This window comes from Halopseudomonas sp. MFKK-1, from assembly GCF_027474385.1.
Classification (GTDB): domain Bacteria; phylum Pseudomonadota; class Gammaproteobacteria; order Pseudomonadales; family Pseudomonadaceae; genus Halopseudomonas; species Halopseudomonas aestusnigri.
Genome location: NZ_CP114836.1, coordinates 3,740,422 through 3,755,937, shown reverse-complemented (window position 1 = coordinate 3,755,937; position 15,516 = coordinate 3,740,422). Strand labels below are relative to the sequence as shown.

The window sequence follows — 15,516 nt, the reverse complement described above, 5'->3', positions numbered from 1 at the left end:
AGCGAGCTGCTGCACGAGATGGGTAATCATGGCCACTGAGCTGCGCCGGGTTGTCTTCGTGCTCCTGCCCGGCACCCACCCCGGCTGCCTGATGCCGGCACTGTCGGTCCTGCTGTCGGCCAATCGTATGGCTGAGGAACTGTGCTACCAGATTGAATGCTGCACCCTGGATGAGCAGTCAATGCGCGCTGCAGATGGTCTGCTGCTCCAGCCCTCTCCCCTCGAGCAGTGTGCACCCGGCTTCGCCCAGCTATGGCTGGTGGCTGAACATCTGTCGGCGTCCGATCAGTTGCCCGACTGGCTGGCGCCACGGCTGCAGCAATGGCAGTCCGAGGGTGTGCTGATCGGCGGTCTGGAGGGCGGTGTTGCGGCGCTGGCCGCCTCTGGATTGCTTGACGGTGGGCAATGCGCGGTTCATTGGCGAATGGTTGACGAGTTTCGTGAGCGTTTCCCCGCGGTTGAGGCAGTCACCCAGTTGTTTACGCGTGAAGCTCAGGTGTGCTCCAGCAGCGGCGGGCAGGCCGGCACCGATCTTCTGTTGGCCATTGTCGCGCAGGAGCAGGGGCAGGATCTGGCAGCGCTGGTTGCGGAGGACCTGGTAATCGAGCGGACGCGCGATGGCAGCGAGCGTCAGCGCATGCCGTTGCGCAATCGGCTGGGCAGCAGTCATCCGAAGCTGACGCAAGCCGTGATCCTCATGGAGTCGAATATTGAAGAGCCGCTGACGACTGACGAAATTGCGCGTCACGTCTGCGTATCACGGCGCCAGCTGGAGCGGATTTTCAAGCAGTATCTTAATAGCGTACCGTCGCAGTATTACCTTGAGCTGCGCCTGAACCGGGCGCGCCAGATGTTGCTGCAGACCAGCAAATCCATCATTCAGATAGGGTTGTCCTGCGGCTTTTCGTCCGGGCCGCATTTTTCCAGTGCCTATCGTAATTGTTTCGGCGTCACACCGCGGGAAGATCGTAACCAGCGGCGCGCGCAGCAGGCTGCCGAGGGGTCAGCCAAAGACAACTGAGTTCGCCGCCGGCGGATTCATATTTATGCGCACCCGGTTGGGGCGCCATTGAAGAGAAAGGAGATGACAGTGTCAGCAACGGTCGGTCGGTCCGATTTTGATCGGGTGATGGTTCCCAATTACGCACCGGTGAATATGGTTCCGGTTCGCGGCGCGGGCTCGCGCCTTTGGGATCAGCAGGACCGAGAATACGTCGACCTGGCCGGTGGCATCGCGGTCAACGCGCTGGGGCATGCGCATCCGGCGATGATCGAGGCTCTGACCGAGCAGGCGCACAAGCTGTGGCACGTCTCCAATATCATGACCAATGAGCCGGCGCTGCGCCTGGCTGACAAGCTGGTGCAGGCGACGTTTGCCGAGCGGGTGTTCTTCGCCAACTCCGGTGCCGAGGCCAACGAGGCCGCGTTCAAGCTGGCGCGTCGCTGGGGGCACAATACCGGCGGGGCGCAGAAGCATCAGATTATCGCCTGTACCAACAGCTTCCACGGGCGCTCGCTGTTTACCGTCAGCGTCGGTGGCCAGCCCAAGTACTCCGAAGGTTTCGGTCCGGCGATGGGTGGTATCAGCCATGTGCCGTACCAGGACATTGCGGCGCTGGAAGCCGCCATGTCTGATGCGACCTGCGCCGTGGTGCTTGAGCCGGTGCAGGGCGAGGGTGGTGTGATTCCGGCCAGTGCCGAGTATCTGCAGGCCGTGCGCGCGCTGTGTGACAAGCACAACGCGCTGCTGGTGTTTGACGAGGTGCAGAGCGGCATGGGGCGCACCGGCAAGCTGTTTGCCTACATGCACAGCGGCGTGGTGCCCGACATTCTGACCAGCGCCAAGAGTCTCGGCGGCGGCTTCCCGATTTCGGCGATGCTGACTACCTCGGCCATCGCCGAGCATTTTGCGGTCGGTACCCATGGCAGCACCTACGGCGGTAACCCGCTGGCCTGCGCGGTTGCTGAGCGGGTGCTCGATATCGTCAATACCCCTGAGGTGCTCGGTGGTGTCGAGCAGCGTCATGAGCGCCTGCGTGGCGAGCTTGAGGCAATGGGGCGTGAATTTGGCGTGTTTTCGTCGGTGCGCGGCAGCGGTCTGCTGCTGGGCGCGGTGATGAGCGACGGCTTCAAGGGCAGGGCCAAGGATGTTCAGGCGCTGGCGCAGGAAGAGGGTGTACTGGTGCTACAGGCTGGTCCGGATGTAGTGCGTCTGGCGCCGAGCCTGATTATCGACGAAGCGGATATGGCCGAAGGCATGGCACGCTTGCGTGCTGCTCTGCGGCGGATGGTCGGCTAGACCTCGGGAGGTAAGTGGATGCTGATGCTGCGCTTGGGCAGGGCTGCGGACCTGCCTCAGATTGAACGCCTGGCGGCGGCCAGCCCGGTTGGGGTGAGTGCGTTGCCCGCCAGTCGCGAGCGTCTGGCTGAAATCCTTGGCGCATCCGAAGCATCCATGGCCGAGGGCGTTGTTTTCAGCGGCGAGGAGCGCTACTTCTTCGTGCTTGAAGACACCGAAACCGGTGTGCTGGCCGGGTGCAGCGGCATTATCGCTGCGTCCGGCTTCCGCTCGCCGTTCTACACGTTCCGCAACGAAATGTTTGTGCATGCCTCGCGCGAGCTGGGGCTGCACAACCGCATCCATGTTTTGTCGCTCTGCCATGACCTGACCGGGCACAGTCTGCTGGTGGGGTATCACCTGTCTGACGAATACCATCAGCCCGACGTAATGGAACTCAATGCGCGCGGGCGCCTGCTGTTCATGGCCAGTCATCCGCAGCGGTTTGCCGAGTCGACCTCGGTAGAGGTGGTTGGCATCAGTGATGAGCAAGGTCACGCGCCGTTCTGGGATGCTGTCGGCCGCCACTTCTTTGCTGTCAGCTATGCCGAGGCCGAGCGCATCGGCAGCGAGCGCGGGCGGGGCTATCTGGCGGAGCTGATGCCGGGCTATCCGATCTATGTGCCCATGCTGTCGGACGAGGCGCAGGAAGTGATAGGGCAGGTGAATCCATCCGTTCAGGATGTGTTTGACATCCTCATGGACGAAGGTTTCGAGACCGACAACTACGTTGACATCTTCGATGGCGGCCCGGTCGTGCATGCAAAGACGGCGTTGCTCAAGACCGTGCGTCACAGCGAGCTGGCGGTCGTTGAGCTTGGTGAGCCGCAAGAGGGCGACACCTTGTGGCTGGTTGCCAATACCAGGGTAGGCGATTTTCGTGCCTGTGCCCTGCATATGGATTGGCAGCCGGGCGCGCCGGTTGTTCTGTCTGCATTGACGGCGCAGGCACTCAAGGTGACCACTGGCGATCAGCTGCGCCTGGTCAGGGGAGGTTGAAATGCTGGTAAGAGCAGCCTGTCAGCAGGATCTTGAAGGGCTTGTGGCGCTGGCAACCAGTGCCGGAGGCGGCCTGACCTCTCTGCCTGCCAGCGAAGAAAAGCTGCATGAGCGGCTGCTTCAGATCGAGCGCAGTTTCGCCGGTGCCGCGATGCAGGCCGATGCCGATTATCTGCTGGTCATGGAAGGCCCGGACGGCCGTATTGTCGGGTCCAGTGGCATGCTGGGTGCGGCCGGTCTGCGCGAGCCCTGGTACAGCTACCGGATGGGGCTGACTGTCGCAGCCAGTAGCGAGTTGGGCGTGTATCGGCAGCATCCGACGCTGTTCCTGGTCAATGACCTGACCGGCGCGACGGCGCTGTGCTCCTACTTTCTGGTGCCGGAATTTCGCTGCGGTGACTTCCCGCGGCTGCTGTCCAAGGCGCGCTTCATGTTTATGGCAGATGCGCCACAGGAGTTCTCCGAGCGCGTGGTAGTCGAGATGCGCGGCGTTTCCGACGCCGATGAGCGTTCACCCTTCTGGGACAGTCTGGGGCAGCACTTCTTCCGGATGGATTTTGCCCGTGCCGACTACCTGACCGGTATCGGCAACAAGGCCTTTATTGCCGAAATGATGCCCAAATTTCCGCTCTACGCCTGCTTTCTCAGTCAGGCTGCCCGTGATGCGATTGGCCAGGTGCATCCTGATTCGGAGGCTGGTCGGCTGGTGCTGGAAGAAGAGGGCATGCGCTATCAGGGCTACATCGACATTTTTGACGGTGGCGCTACGCTGGAAGCGCAGCGCGGCCAGATTCGTGCGATACGCGACAGCCGCACTCTGCTGTTGGCGATCGGTACGCCGGGAGATGAGGCGCAACCCTATCTTGTTTCCAATCGGGGGCGGGAAAACTGCCGCATGATTTCCGCGCCAGCCAGGGTGGCAGCCGGAACGCTGGTGGTTGCTGCCGAGTCCGCCGAGCGACTCAAACTGCGTGCAGGCACGCTGGTCAGAGCGGTTTCGCTGACAGGCTGAGCTGGCGCCGGCTTGCCCGTCGCGCTCCGTTGTTGAACTGGCTGGCCCTGCGGCGGGTCGAAATCTATGGTTGCCATAGTGAATATCAACGGAGCAGTTAATGCATAGTGCGCTCTGATGCCTATATAATGCGGCTCTTTGCCAGATTGCGCGCTCTTTTCGGGGCAACCTCTCCACGCGGCGCAGATCGCGACATGCTCCCGACGTTCAGCTGGCCGACCCGTCTCTGGTAAGGGAATTATGAAAAGCGCAGACATCCGTGAATCCTTCCTCCGTTTCTTTGAAGAAAAGGGCCACACCCGCGTTGCCTCCAGCTCGCTGATCCCGGCAAACGATCCCACGCTGCTGTTCACTAACGCCGGCATGAACCAGTTCAAGGACTGCTTCCTCGGGCTTGAGAAGCGCGCCTACACCCGGGCCACGAGCAGCCAGAAGTGTGTGCGTGCAGGTGGCAAGCACAACGACCTGGAGAACGTCGGCTATACCGCGCGTCACCACACGTTCTTTGAGATGCTCGGTAACTTCAGCTTTGGCGATTACTTCAAGCGTGACGCCATTCATTACGCCTGGGAGTTTCTGACCTCGGACAAGTGGCTGAACCTGCCGCAGGAAAAGCTCTGGGTCACGGTCTACGCCAGCGATGACGAAGCCTACGATATCTGGACAAAGGAAGTTGGCGTGCCGGCCGAGCGCATGGTGCGTATTGGCGACAACAAGGGCGCGCCCTACGCGTCCGACAACTTCTGGGCGATGGGGGATACCGGACCCTGCGGTCCCTGCACCGAGATTTTCTACGACCATGGCGCCGATATCTGGGGTGGCCCGCCGGGCTCGCCGGAAGAGGACGGTGATCGTTATATCGAAATATGGAACAACGTCTTCATGCAGTTCAATCGCACCGCCGACGGTGAGTTGCACCCGCTACCGGCGCCGAGCGTTGACACCGGCATGGGGCTGGAGCGCATCAGCGCGGTCATGCAGCACGTGCATGCCAACTACGAGATTGATCTGTTCCAGAACCTGCTGGCTGCTGCGGCCGAAGCTATCGGCTGCCCGCAGGATAATGCCGCGTCACTGAAAGTAGTGGCAGACCATATTCGTTCCTGCAGCTTTTTGATTGCCGACGGCGTACTGCCGTCCAACGAAGGTCGTGGCTATGTGCTGCGCCGCATCATCCGTCGCGCCTGCCGTCACGGCAACAAGCTGGGCGCCAAGGGCGTGTTCTTCCACAAGATCGTTGCGGCGCTGGTTGCCGAGATGGGTGAGGCGTTCCCTGAACTCAAGACCCAGCAGGCGCATATCGAACGGGTGCTCAAGACCGAGGAGGAACAGTTCGCCAAGACTCTGGATCAGGGCCTGCGCATCCTCGAGCAGGATCTGGCCGAGCTGAAAGGCAGCGAGATCCCCGGCGATGTTGTGTTCAAGCTGTACGATACCTACGGCTTTCCGGTTGACCTGACCGGTGATATCGCCCGTGAGCGCGATCTGACCATCGATGAGGCCGGCTTTGAGGCAGCGATGGAAGCGCAGCGCGAGCGCGCGCGTTCCGCCAGTCAGTTCGGGCTGGATTACAACGCCCTGGTCAAGGTGGATATCGAAACCCGTTTCCAGGGCTACGAAGGTACCGAAGGGCAGGGCACTGTTGTGGCGCTGTTCCGCGACGGCGAGCCGGTCGAGGTGCTGAACGAAGGCGACAAGGGTGTGGTCGTGCTGAATCAGACCCCGTTCTACGCCGAATCCGGTGGCCAGGTTGGTGACACCGGTTATCTGTCGGCCTCCGGCCTGCGCGCCGAGGTGTCGGATACCACCAAGGCGGGTAATGCCCATCTGCACCATGTCATCATTCAGCAAGGCACTCTGCGTGTCGGCGAAGAGGTGCAAGCCACGGTCGACGCCGGCGTACGCCAGGCCACCGCACTGAATCACTCGGCAACTCACCTGCTGCATGCTGCGCTGCGCGAGGTGCTGGGTGATCACGTTCAGCAGAAAGGGTCGCTGGTCGACAGTCAGCGCCTGCGCTTCGACTTCAGTCACTATGAAGCGATCAAGCCCGAGCAGCTGCGCGCTCTGGAAGACCGGGTCAACGAGCAGATTCGCCTGAACTCCGTCGTTGGTGTGGAAGTCACTGATATTGAGTCGGCCAAAAACAAGGGCGCGATGGCGCTGTTCGGCGAGAAGTATGGTGACCAGGTGCGCGTACTGACCATGGGCAACGGCTTCTCCGTCGAGCTGTGTGGTGGCACCCACGTATCGCGCACGGGTGATATCGGTCTGTTCAAGATCACCGCAGAAAGCGGTATTGCCTCTGGCGTGCGCCGCATCGAGGCGGTGACTGGCGCCGGTGCGCTGGCCTGGATTGCCGATACCGAGGAGCGGTTGCGCGAAGCAGCTGCTACCGTGAAGGGTAGTCGCGACAATATGCTCGATAAGCTGGCGGCGCTGGTAGAGCGCAGTCGCCAGTTGGAAAAGGAAGTTGATCAGCTCAAGGCCAAGGCTGCCAGCGCAGCGGGCTCGGATCTGGCAGCAGCAGCCCAACAGATTGGCGGTCGCACGGTGCTGGTTCAGCGGGTTGACGGTCAGGACGGTAAGGGTCTGATGGCGCTGGTGGACCAGCTGAAGAACAAGCTCGGTTCGGCGGCGATCCTGCTGGGCGGCGAGAGCGACGGCAAGGTCGTACTGGTCGCCGGTGTAACCAAGGATCTGGCCAGCCAGCTCAAGGCGGGTGACTGGATTCGTACCACGGCGCAGGCAGTCGGCGGCAAGGGCGGTGGGCGCCCGGACATGGCGCAGGGCGGTGGCACTGATGTCGCGGCGCTGGATCAGGCCCTCGTCGACGCCGTCAGCTGGGTCGGGCAGCAATAAGGGCAGCGCTCGGCTGAGCGCTGGTGCAATGGTCGGGGAACCGGCCTCTGGGTGAGGATAGACGTAGCAAAATGGCGCTTATTGTCCAGAAGTTTGGTGGTACCTCGGTCGGCAGCGTGGAGCGAATCCAGCAGGTCGCCGAGAAAATCAAGGGCTTCAAGGAGCGTGGCGACGATCTGGTTGTGGTGGTGTCCGCCATGAGTGGTGAAACCAATCGTTTGATCGATCTGGCCAAACAGATTCAGGCTGATCCGGATCCGCGCGAGATGGACGTGATCGTTTCCACCGGTGAGCAGGTCACCATTGGTCTGTTGGCCATGGCGCTGAAGGCGATCGGTGTGGAAGCGGTCTCAATGACTGGTCCGCAGGTGCGTATCCTGACAGACAGTGCACACGGCAAGGCGCGTATCCAGCAGATTGATGATGCACGCATGCGTGCCGAGTTGGCTGCAGGTCGTGTTGTCATCGTTGCCGGTTTCCAGGGTGCAGATGAGACCGGTGCGATTACTACATTGGGGCGTGGCGGGTCCGATACGACCGGGGTTGCCCTGGCGGCTGCGCTCAAGGCCGATGAGTGTCAGATCTATACTGATGTAGACGGTGTCTACACGACCGATCCGCGGGTCGTAGAGTGCGCCCGGCGTCTGGATCGCATTACCTTTGAAGAGATGCTGGAAATGGCCAGCCTCGGATCGAAGGTTTTGCAGATTCGTTCGGTCGAGTTCGCCGGCAAGTACGCAGTGCCGCTTCGAGTGCTGCACAGTTTTAAAGAAGGCCCTGGCACCCTTATTACCCTTGAGGACAACGTATCAATGGAACAACCCGTCATCTCCGGTATTGCGTTCAATCGTGACGAAGCCAAGCTGACCATTCGCGGCGTGCCGGACACCCCCGGCGTCGCCTTCAAGATCCTCGGTCCGGTTAGCGCAGCTAATATCGAAGTCGACATGATCGTGCAGAACGTGTCGATGGATAACACCACGGACTTTACTTTTACCGTACATCGCAATGAGTTCCGTAAGGCAGAAGCTATCCTTAAGCAGGTGGCGGCTGAGATCGGCGCACGCGAAGTGGCGGCGGATGACAAGATCGCCAAGGTTTCCATCGTGGGTGTCGGCATGCGCTCGCACGCAGGTGTCGCCAGCAGCATGTTTGAGGCGCTGGCCAAGGAAGGAATCAACATCCAGATGATTTCGACCTCCGAGATCAAGGTCTCGGTCGTTATTGATGAGAAGTATCTTGAGCTGGCAGTTCGTTCGCTGCATACCGCGTTCGGGCTGGATGCTCCTGCCTCCAGTGATGCCTGACAGGTATTGCCGAGGATAGGCGGGCTGCCTGATACGGCCCGCTGCAAGGGCACGGTCTCTGGCTGCCGTGTCCGCCTGCGTTGCCTGCTGTCCGGGTTGCGTCAGGCTTTTAGCCGGTTTTTTGCAGAGCTGTGTCCTGATCATTAGCAAGGAGAAATGGAATGCTGATTCTGACTCGACGGGTCGGTGAGACCCTGATGGTAGGGGATGAAGTGACCGTGACTGTTCTGGGTGTCAAAGGCAACCAGGTACGTATCGGCGTCAATGCGCCTAAAGAAGTCGCGGTTCACCGCGAGGAAATTTACCAGCGCATCCAGAAAGAAAAGGACGAAGAACCAAATAACTAATTTTATTGAGTTTTTCGTTGCAATAATAAAATCGCGCGGGTAATATTCCCCGCGTGTTCGGAGAGGTGGCCGAGAGGCCGAAGGCGCTCCCCTGCTAAGGGAGTATACCTCAAAAGGGTATCGCGGGTTCGAATCCCGCCCTCTCCGCCATTTTATGAATTGCAGGCTTTGTCAGACGTTAGCTTTTGAATTCAAAAGAAAATATTTGACGATGTAGGAAAAGAGCCTATAATTCGCCCCCACACGCACTCGTAGCTCAGCTGGATAGAGTACTCGGCTACGAACCGAGCGGTCGGAGGTTCGAATCCTCCCGAGTGCGCCATATAAAGAACCCACTGATTTCAGTGGGTTTTTTTTCGTCTGTACATCGATGTTAGAGGTGACAAGGCGGAAAAAATGCGTATAATTCGCCCCCACAACGCACTCGTAGCTCAGCTGGATAGAGTACTCGGCTACGAACCGAGCGGTCGGAGGTTCGAATCCTCCCGAGTGCGCCATATAGAAGACCTGCTGCTTTCAGCAGGTTTTTTTATGTTAGCCGCCAACATGGCGGATGACATGCTAGAAAAAGCGCTTATAATGCGCCCCCCACAACGCACTCGTAGCTCAGCTGGATAGAGTACTCGGCTACGAACCGAGCGGTCGGAGGTTCGAATCCTCCCGAGTGCGCCATATAGAAAACCCACTGATTTCAGTGGGTTTTTTTTGCCGTCACGAAAGTAGAGCTGAGCTCGGGGACAAAGCCTGATAGGCTTTGTTTTCATATCGCTGTGGCCTCCTGCTGCTGGGAGGCGTCGATTGGTAAACGCCCGCTGCGGGCGGGTCAGGAAGCCTTGCCATGTCGGATATCAACAGAAAGTCGCCGGAAAGCCTGCAGGATCGCCTCGAGCAGGTGCAGGAGCTGTTGAGTCGTCATCGTCTGGTCGAGGATCTGGTGCACAAGCAGGAGGGGCAGCATCAGGAGCTGGTTGAGCATCTGGTTCACCAGCAGAACCTGGTCGAGCTGCAGCGCAAGCTTGATGAGCTGCACCCGGCAGACGTTGCCTATATTCTTGAGTCCTTGCCGCTGGATGAGCGTCTGGCCGTCTGGCAACTGGTCAAGGCCGAGCGCGATGGGGACATTCTGCTCGAGGTGTCCGACGCGGTTCGTGAAACCCTGATCGCCGACATGGATAGCCACGAGATCATCGCGGCTGCCAACACCCTTGATGCGGACGAATTGGCGGATCTGGCGCCTGACCTTCCGCGCGACGTTGTCCGTGAGCTGATGGACAGTCTGGATGCGCAGCAGCGCGATCGCCTGAAGTCGGCGCTGTCCTATGATGAGGATCAGGTCGGCGCGCTAATGGACTTCGATATGATCACCATCCGTGATGATGTCAGCCTGGAGGTGGTCAGCCGCTACCTGCGTCGGTTTGATGCGCTGCCAGACCATACCGACAAGTTGTTCGTAGTCGATACCGAAGGTCTGCTCAAGGGCGTGCTGCCGATCAAGAAGCTGCTGGTCAGTTCTCCGGATGCGCTGGTTGTCGACGTCATGTCTGATGATCCGGTGATCTTTGATCCGGCCGATGACGCCGGTGATGCGGCGCAGGCGTTCGAGCGCTATGATTTGGTCTCGGCGCCGGTGGTCGACAATCTCGGTCGGCTTTGTGGGCGTTTGACCATCGACGAGATGGTCGACTATATCCGGGAAGAGAGCGAAGCGGAGGTGCTCAATGCTGCCGGTCTGCGCGAAGAAGAAGATATCTTTGCATCGGTCTGGAAGTCGGTCCGTAACCGTTGGGCCTGGCTGGCGGTAAACCTCTGTACTGCGCTGATTGCCTCGCGTGTCATTGGTCTGTTCGAAAACGCCATTGAACAATTGGTTGCCCTCGCGGCGCTGATGCCTATTGTGGCGGGCATTGGCGGCAACTCGGGCAATCAGACCATCACCATGATTGTGCGCGGGATCGCCACCGGCCAGGTGCAGGTTGCGCATGGGCGTCGTCTTCTGCGCAAGGAGGCAGGCGTTGCCCTGATCAATGGCCTGTTCTGGGGTGTGGTGCTGGCTGCCATAGCTCTGCTGCTTTACGGCAGCGTGCCGCTGGCGGTTGTGCTGATGGCTGCGATGACGCTGAACATGCTGCTGGCGGCTTGTATGGGGGTATTCATTCCCCTTATAAGGCTGCGCCTGGACGGAGATCCCGCGCTGGGCTCCAGCGTACTGATTACCGCAATTACAGACAGCGGCGGCTTCTTTATCTTCCTCGGCCTTGCCACGGTCTTTCTGCTTTAGTGCAATTGTCTTTCTCTCCAGGGTGTGTCGCTTTGATTGCCTAAAATGTCACATCAGGATACATTAGGCCGTTTTTTCGTGTGGGAGGACTGTCGTGAGACAGCCTGATCTGCCAAGCACCCACTGACGTTATGCCAGCTATATAAGCAGCATGGATTAACCATGCCCAGAGTTGCGGGAGAGAAAATGGATTCTAATAACCTGGTTCTTGAAGGCGTTGAGCTGATGCTCCTCGGGATGGGGGCCGTCTTCAGTTTCCTTATTCTGCTGGTTGCCTGTACCAGCATCATGTCGGTCATTCTGTCGCGTTATTTCCCTGAAGCCTTGCCCGCGCCGAAGCCGGTACGCAAGAAGGCGAGCGCTGCTCCAGCCAGTGTAGACCCCGATGTGGTTGCCGCCATTGGCGCTGCCATCAAGCAGCACCGTGCGCGTCAACGCTCCTGATTCATCCGTTTCGCGGTTTTCACCATTAAAAATCAAATAAAGGCCATGACACTATGACCGATACCAAAAAGCCTTTGGGCATTACTGATGTCATCCTGCGTGATGCACACCAATCCATCCTGGCGACCCGCATGCGCCTTGATGACATGCTGCCCATCGCTGGCAAGCTCGACCAGGTAGGCTTCTGGTCCGTTGAATCCTGGGGCGGCGCGACCTTCGATGCCTGTATCCGTTATCTGGGCGAAGATCCGTGGGAGCGTATTCGCGCCCTGAAAAAGGCCATGCCCAATACCCGTCAGCAAATGCTGCTGCGCGGTCAGAACCTGCTGGGCTACCGCCATTACGCTGACGACGTAGTCGAGAAGTTTGTTGAGCGCGCGGCCGTCAACGGCGTCGACGTGTTCCGTGTATTCGACGCGATGAACGATCCGCGTAACCTGGAGACGGCGCTCAAGGCCGTCAAGAAGCAGGGCAAGCACGCGCAAGGTACCATCTCCTACACCACCAGCCCGGTGCATACCCTGCAGATGTGGGTGGACCTGGCCAAGCAGATCGAAGATATGGGCGCCGACTCCATTGCCATCAAGGATATGGCCGGCATTCTGAACCCTTATGTTGCCTTTGACCTGGTCAGCCAGCTCAAGTCGACCCTGAGTATCCCGGTGCATATGCAGTGCCACGCCACTGCCGGTCTGTCGACTGCAGCGATCATGAAAGCAGCCGAGGCGGGTATTGATAACGTCGACTCTGCTATCTCCTCGATGTCCATGACCTACGGTCATTCGCCGACCGAGTCTGTGGTCGCAATTTTCCAGAATACCGAGCGTGATACCGGTCTGAACCTGGAGCTGCTGGAAGAAGTGGCCGCCTATTTCCGTGAAGTGCGGAAGAAGTACGCCAAGTTTGAAGGCAACCTGAAGGGCGTAGACTCCCGCATTCTGGTTGCTCAGGTGCCGGGCGGCATGCTGACCAACATGGAAAACCAGCTGAAGGAACAGGGCGCCAGCGACAAGTTTGACGCTGTTCTGGCCGAGATTCCGCGCGTGCGCGAAGACCTGGGCTTCATCCCGCTGGTAACACCGACCTCACAGATTGTTGGCACTCAGGCGGTCATCAACGTTCTGACCGGCGAGCGTTACAAGTCCATCACCAAGGAAACCGCAGGCGTGCTCAAGGGCGAGTACGGTGCAGCGCCGGCGCCGTTCAATGCCGAGCTGCAGGCTCGCGTTCTTGATGGTGCCGAAGCCATCACCTGCCGTCCGGCAGACCTGCTGGAAGCGGAAATGGACAAGCTGACTGCCGAGCTCAAGGGCCTGGCCAGCGAGAAGGGGATCAAGCTTGCCGAAAATGAAATCGACGACGTTCTGACCTACGCCCTGTTCCCGCAGATTGGTCTCAAGTTCCTGGAAAACCGCGGTAACCCGGATGCATTCGAGCCGGTACCGACCGGTAACGAGCTGCCGGCAGGCGCCAAGTCGGCGGGTCCTGAGGCCTACACCGTTAGCGTCAATGGCAAGGAATATGTTGTCCAGGTCACCGAGGGTGGCGATATTTCCGGTATCAAGCCGCTGGGCGATGCAGCTGCTCCTGCCGCTGCTACTGCTGCTGCACCCGCCGGCGACGGCGAGCCGCAGGGTGCGCCGCTGTCCGGAAACATCTTCAAGGTGCTGGTTGCTCCGGGCGATCAGATCGAAGAGGGTGACGTTGTGATGATCCTGGAAGCGATGAAGATGGAAACCGAAGTGCGCGCCGTTCGCGGCGGCAGTGTGGTCTCCGTTAACGTCAAGGTTGGCGACGCAGTAGCCGTCGGCGACACGCTGCTGACCATCGGTTAAGGGGGAGATTAATGGATAAGCTCCTCCAACTGTGGCAGACCACGGGTATCTATCACATGGCCTGGGGTCAGGCAGTGATGATCGTGGTGTGCTTTGGTCTGATCTATCTTGCCATCCGCAAGGGTTTTGAGCCGCTGCTGCTGATTCCGATCGGCTTTGGCGGCATCCTGGCCAACCTGCCGGTCGCCAACATGGCCGAAGGTTCGGGCATCTTGCACATGATCTATGAAGTCGGTCTGCCGACCAGCGTGTTCCCGCTGCTGATCTTCATGGGTGTGGGTGCAATGACCGACTTCGGTCCGATGCTGGCCAATCCGCGCACGCTGCTGCTCGGTGCCGCTGCGCAGTTCGGGATCTTCGGCACCTTGCTGGGTGCGCTGGCACTGACTGCTGCAGGGATTCCCGGCTTCGAGTTCACCATGAAGGAAGCCGCATCCATCGCTATCATCGGTGGTGCGGACGGTCCGACCTCGATCTTCGTGACCTCGAAGCTCGCGCCAGATCTCCTGGGCCCGATTGCGGTTGCTGCCTACTCTTACATGGCGCTGGTCCCGCTGCTGCAACCCCCGATCATGCGCGCGCTGACCAGCCAGAAAGAGCGTGGCATTGTGATGACCCAGCTGCGTGTGGTGAGCAAGGCCGAGAAGATCATCTTCCCGCTGTTGCTGCTGATGCTGGTTGCCCTGCTGCTGCCCGATGCAGCGCCGCTGGTAGGCATGCTGTGCTTTGGTAACCTGATGCGTGAGTGCGGTGTGGTCGAGCGCCTGGCTGATACCAGCCGTAATGCGCTGATCAACATCGTTACCATCGCCCTGGGTCTGGCCGTTGGCTCCAAGCTGTCTGCGGAGTCCTTCCTGCAGCTCAAGACCCTTGGCATTCTGGTGCTGGGTATGGTCGCGTTCTGTGCGGGCACTGCGGCTGGCGTGTTGATGGCCAAGCTGCTGAACCTGTTCAGCAAGAATCCGATCAACCCGCTGATCGGTTCTGCCGGTGTGTCTGCGGTGCCAATGGCTGCCCGTGTATCCAACAAGGTAGGTCTGGAGACCAATCCGCAGAACTTCCTGTTGATGCATGCGATGGGTCCGAACCTGGCGGGTGTAATCGGCTCTGCGGTTGCGGCAGGCATCCTGCTCAACTTTGTTGGCTGATCGCTGCTTTGGCTGGAAATAAAAAACCCGCTCATTGAGCGGGTTTTTTGTTGGCGCTTGCTGCGCTGAATCAGATGTGCGCAGAGGCCAGGACTGTAATCAGGCCTGTTCGTTGGCCAACAGCGCCAGCAAGGCGTTTTGCTGGCGTCGGCTCATGTCTCGGAAGTGCGTCAGCAGCTCGCGTTCGTGCTGGCTGAGGCCTTCCGTATCCTGTGCGTTGAGCATCTTGCGCGAGGGCTGGTTTTGTTCAGGGAGCGTCGGCAGATCCAGCAGGCTGTGTTCCAGTCGCGCAATGATCTCCGAGTTCATGCTGCGGTGATGTTGCTTGGCGACATCTGCAATGCGGTCACGCATTCCCTGGGGTAGACGAACCACGAACTTGTCGGCGGTTCGGCTGGTGTACTGTTGGGTAGCTGTTTTCATGGGGCAATGATAATCGCTTGGCTGAAAAAATCGATGCTGGCCAAGTGCCGCAGATCAATGCGGAAAAGCGCGGCCAGGGCCATGGGTTGTCCGAATACAATCGTTATAGACAACATTTTTTCTATTGGTGCCCTAGTAGACCTTTTTTTTGCGTTTCAGGCTATAGGGTGACAAAAAAATGTCTATGAAATGTGACGGGTTTACGACGAATGGCACTATGCTATTGCTTCGGTTTTGCCAGCGTTGCGCTGGAAATGCCAGGTATGCTTCAGGTAATATCTCGAACTCTCGATTAAATTCAACAGGTTGTGACATCACCTGCGACGTATTTGCGCTTGTAGCTCAGCTGGATAGAGCAACCGCCTCCTAAGCGGTAGGTCCCCGGTTCGAATCCGGGCTCGCGCACCATCTTCCTTTCTCCTGATTGCTGCCTGGCCCGGTCCGCGATCCGGCGGCTCGGGAACCCTGCCTTTGCCGGTGGGTCGACTATTCTGCGTTTAGCTGGCATTGTTGCCGGCTAGTT

At 59.3% G+C, this 15,516-nt stretch carries 12 protein-coding genes and 5 tRNA genes; 16 read left to right on the top strand and 1 reads right to left on the bottom strand.

Annotation, left to right across the window (positions count from 1 at the left end; translation table 11 throughout):
• Window positions 1-28 precede the first annotated feature (28 nt).
• The 15 genes from O5O48_RS17330 (at window position 29) to O5O48_RS17260 (ending at window position 14,570) form a co-directional block, all read left to right on the top strand.
• Window positions 29-1,021, top strand: coding sequence for a GlxA family transcriptional regulator (locus O5O48_RS17330; protein WP_269687715.1), 993 nt, complete (start codon window positions 29-31; stop codon window positions 1,019-1,021).
• Window positions 1,022-1,129: 108 nt separating this feature from the next.
• A complete protein-coding gene (locus O5O48_RS17325) occupies window positions 1,130-2,299 on the top strand; it encodes an aspartate aminotransferase family protein (protein ID WP_434006967.1) in 1,170 nt (389 codons plus the stop codon).
• 18 nt (window positions 2,300-2,317) lie between these two features.
• Window positions 2,318-3,337, top strand: coding sequence for an arginine N-succinyltransferase (locus tag O5O48_RS17320; protein ID WP_269687714.1), 1,020 nt, complete (start codon window positions 2,318-2,320; stop codon window positions 3,335-3,337).
• A gap of 1 nt (window position 3,338) precedes the next feature.
• Window positions 3,339-4,349 carry an arginine N-succinyltransferase gene (astA, locus tag O5O48_RS17315; RefSeq protein WP_088276731.1) on the top strand — a complete coding sequence of 337 codons (1,011 nt, stop codon included), beginning with the start codon at window positions 3,339-3,341 and terminating at the stop codon, window positions 4,347-4,349.
• 240 nt (window positions 4,350-4,589) lie between these two features.
• Complete coding sequence (alaS, locus tag O5O48_RS17310) at window positions 4,590-7,211, top strand: alanine--tRNA ligase (RefSeq protein WP_269687713.1); 2,622 nt, start codon at window positions 4,590-4,592, stop codon at window positions 7,209-7,211.
• 71 nt (window positions 7,212-7,282) lie between these two features.
• Window positions 7,283-8,518 (top strand): aspartate kinase, encoded by a 1,236-nt coding sequence (locus O5O48_RS17305; RefSeq protein WP_088276726.1) that lies wholly within the window; start codon window positions 7,283-7,285, stop codon window positions 8,516-8,518.
• A gap of 161 nt (window positions 8,519-8,679) precedes the next feature.
• On the top strand, window positions 8,680-8,865 hold the full coding sequence (csrA, locus tag O5O48_RS17300) for a carbon storage regulator CsrA (protein ID WP_083724804.1): 186 nt from the start codon (window positions 8,680-8,682) through the stop codon (window positions 8,863-8,865).
• Window positions 8,866-8,924: 59 nt separating this feature from the next.
• A tRNA-Ser gene (locus O5O48_RS17295) sits at window positions 8,925-9,015 on the top strand.
• Between the two features lie 95 nt (window positions 9,016-9,110).
• Window positions 9,111-9,187: transfer RNA gene (locus O5O48_RS17290), tRNA-Arg, on the top strand.
• Between the two features lie 98 nt (window positions 9,188-9,285).
• Window positions 9,286-9,362 (top strand) — tRNA-Arg (locus O5O48_RS17285).
• Between the two features lie 98 nt (window positions 9,363-9,460).
• A tRNA-Arg gene (locus O5O48_RS17280) sits at window positions 9,461-9,537 on the top strand.
• Between the two features lie 166 nt (window positions 9,538-9,703).
• Window positions 9,704-11,143 carry a magnesium transporter gene (mgtE, locus tag O5O48_RS17275; RefSeq protein WP_269687712.1) on the top strand — a complete coding sequence of 480 codons (1,440 nt, stop codon included), beginning with the start codon at window positions 9,704-9,706 and terminating at the stop codon, window positions 11,141-11,143.
• 186 nt (window positions 11,144-11,329) lie between these two features.
• Window positions 11,330-11,587 (top strand): OadG family protein, encoded by a 258-nt coding sequence (locus O5O48_RS17270; protein ID WP_088276722.1) that lies wholly within the window; start codon window positions 11,330-11,332, stop codon window positions 11,585-11,587.
• 53 nt (window positions 11,588-11,640) lie between these two features.
• Window positions 11,641-13,422, top strand: coding sequence for a sodium-extruding oxaloacetate decarboxylase subunit alpha (oadA, locus tag O5O48_RS17265; protein ID WP_228247282.1), 1,782 nt, complete (start codon window positions 11,641-11,643; stop codon window positions 13,420-13,422).
• Between the two features lie 11 nt (window positions 13,423-13,433).
• Window positions 13,434-14,570 carry a sodium ion-translocating decarboxylase subunit beta gene (locus tag O5O48_RS17260; protein ID WP_228247281.1) on the top strand — a complete coding sequence of 379 codons (1,137 nt, stop codon included), beginning with the start codon at window positions 13,434-13,436 and terminating at the stop codon, window positions 14,568-14,570.
• 99 nt (window positions 14,571-14,669) lie between these two features.
• Here O5O48_RS17260 and O5O48_RS17255 read toward each other — a convergent pair whose 3' ends face one another.
• Window positions 14,670-14,993 (bottom strand): Arc family DNA-binding protein, encoded by a 324-nt coding sequence (locus tag O5O48_RS17255; protein WP_233049306.1) that lies wholly within the window; start codon window positions 14,991-14,993, stop codon window positions 14,670-14,672.
• Window positions 14,994-15,324: 331 nt separating this feature from the next.
• Here O5O48_RS17255 and O5O48_RS17250 point away from each other — a divergent pair.
• Window positions 15,325-15,401: transfer RNA gene (locus O5O48_RS17250), tRNA-Arg, on the top strand.
• The last annotated feature ends 115 nt before the right edge of the window (window positions 15,402-15,516 follow it).

Excerpts from the sequence above, each read along its gene's own strand:
- O5O48_RS17270 (WP_088276722.1), top strand. The coding sequence starts at position 11,330 with ATGGATTCTAATAACCTGGTTCTTGAAGGCGTTGAGCTGATGCTCCTC.
- astA (WP_088276731.1), top strand. The coding sequence starts at position 3,339 with ATGCTGGTAAGAGCAGCCTGTCAGCAGGATCTTGAAGGGCTTGTGGCG.
- O5O48_RS17320 (WP_269687714.1), top strand. The coding sequence starts at position 2,318 with ATGCTGATGCTGCGCTTGGGCAGGGCTGCGGACCTGCCTCAGATTGAA.
- oadA (WP_228247282.1), top strand. The coding sequence starts at position 11,641 with ATGACCGATACCAAAAAGCCTTTGGGCATTACTGATGTCATCCTGCGT.
- O5O48_RS17330 (WP_269687715.1), top strand. The coding sequence starts at position 29 with ATGGCCACTGAGCTGCGCCGGGTTGTCTTCGTGCTCCTGCCCGGCACC.
- alaS (WP_269687713.1), top strand. The coding sequence starts at position 4,590 with ATGAAAAGCGCAGACATCCGTGAATCCTTCCTCCGTTTCTTTGAAGAA.
- mgtE (WP_269687712.1), top strand. The coding sequence starts at position 9,704 with ATGTCGGATATCAACAGAAAGTCGCCGGAAAGCCTGCAGGATCGCCTC.
- O5O48_RS17305 (WP_088276726.1), top strand. The coding sequence starts at position 7,283 with ATGGCGCTTATTGTCCAGAAGTTTGGTGGTACCTCGGTCGGCAGCGTG.
- O5O48_RS17325 (WP_434006967.1), top strand. The coding sequence starts at position 1,130 with ATGGTTCCCAATTACGCACCGGTGAATATGGTTCCGGTTCGCGGCGCG.
- csrA (WP_083724804.1), top strand. The coding sequence starts at position 8,680 with ATGCTGATTCTGACTCGACGGGTCGGTGAGACCCTGATGGTAGGGGAT.
- O5O48_RS17260 (WP_228247281.1), top strand. The coding sequence starts at position 13,434 with ATGGATAAGCTCCTCCAACTGTGGCAGACCACGGGTATCTATCACATG.
- O5O48_RS17255 (WP_233049306.1), bottom strand. The coding sequence starts at position 14,993 with ATGAAAACAGCTACCCAACAGTACACCAGCCGAACCGCCGACAAGTTC.